Source organism: Photorhabdus heterorhabditis, assembly GCF_001280945.1.
Taxonomy (GTDB): Bacteria; Pseudomonadota; Gammaproteobacteria; order Enterobacterales; family Enterobacteriaceae; genus Photorhabdus; species Photorhabdus heterorhabditis.
In genome coordinates this window covers 1-1591 of the sequence record NZ_LJCS01000159.1, presented here as the reverse complement: position 1 = coordinate 1591, position 1591 = coordinate 1, and the positions used below count along the sequence as shown (strand labels likewise).

The following is a 1591-nucleotide window of genomic DNA, read 5'->3' as shown; positions in this document are numbered from 1 at the left end:
CCAAATCGTCGCCAGTGTGGTTTCTGTCTCCCCCTGCGGTGTCTCATAGCTCTGACGGGCAAAAGCTTCATTGTCCGGTGCCGGCAACGCCCGGCGATCCAGCTTACCATTCGGGGTTTGCGGGAAGGTATCCAGCTGCACAAACGCGACCGGCACCATATAATCCGGTAAAATCGCACTCAGGTATTCACGTAAATCAACAGCCAATCCCGCATTCTTTTCCGCCGCCACATAGGCAACCAGCCGTTTGCTTCGTCCATCATCCAATACCAGTACCGCTGCCTCTTGCACCGCCGGATGTTCCACCAACCGCGCCTCAATTTCCCCCAGTTCAATCCGGAAGCCCCGGATCTTAACCTGTTCGTCGTTACGGCCCAGGAATTCCAGCTCTCCGTCCGGCAGGTAGCGGGCCAAATCCCCGCTACGATACATCCTCTCACCGGATACCGGATTAAAGGGGTCCGCCATAAAACGTTCCGCGCTCAATTCCGGCCTGTTCAGATAACCCCGGGCCACCCCAACGCCACCAATATACATTTCACCCACACAACCGGCGGGTACCAGTTCACCATATCTGTCCAGCAGGTAGATGCGGGTATTTTTAGCTGGCCGCCCGATAGAACGAGCATCCTCCACGGATAACACATCTTTGTAGGTCACCGTCACGGTATTTTCTGTCGGACCATAACCATTCAACAACCGGGGCCGGTGGCCTGCCTGCTTAAACCAGTCCTGAACGGCGTTTCTCTTCACCGCCTCACCCCCAATGATGATGAGTCGCAGGCAATCCGGCAGCGGTAATCCGGTGTCCCGGGCCGCCAGTTCCGACCAGAATAAGGTCGGCAGAGAGATAACCGTAACACCATGTTTCTGGGTTAAAGCAATAAATCCCGACACCGACGCCAGCCAGCTATCATCACGGATCACCAGCGTAGCCCCGTTGCATAATGACGAGAAAAATTCTTCCACTGAAACATCAAACGCAAAAGCCGCAAATTGCAACACCCGGTCTTGCGCGGTGACGTCATAAAGCGCATTAAAACCCAGATAACGTTGATACACCGCCTGATGTTCCACCATCACACCTTTCGGCTGCCCGGTGGAGCCGGAAGTGTAGATGACGTAAGCCAGATGCTGTGGCGTTAACCCTGGGACCTGCGGATTGCTGGCCGGCTGATCAGGCTGGATATTCGGATCAAGTACTGTCAGCCCGACCAACGCAGATTCACCCAATGCCGCCCGCCCGGTTTCATCAACCAGCACCACTGACGGGGCCGTATCATTCAGGATATACGTCAGACGTTCCGCCGGATAAGTGGTATCCAGCGGCACATAGGCGCCACCGGCTTTCAGTACCGCCAACAGCGCCACCACCATGGCCGGGGAACGGGCCACACAAATCGCCACCCGCTGGTCTGGCATGACACCCAGAGCCATCAGTTGATGAGCCAGACGGTTAGCACGGGCATTCAGTTCCGCATAACTGAAAATCTGTTGTTGATATTCTAACGCTGTCGCCTGTGGGGCCTGCTCTGCCTGTTGCTCAAACAGCTGATGAATACATAACGGGTCTGGATAAGATGAATCCGTC

Annotated in this window: 1 protein-coding gene; it reads right to left on the bottom strand. The window is 55.4% G+C overall.

Annotated elements, in window-relative coordinates:
* Positions 1 to 1591 (bottom strand): non-ribosomal peptide synthetase (locus AM629_RS21035; protein WP_152912056.1); only part of this gene is annotated, 1591 nt, incomplete at both ends.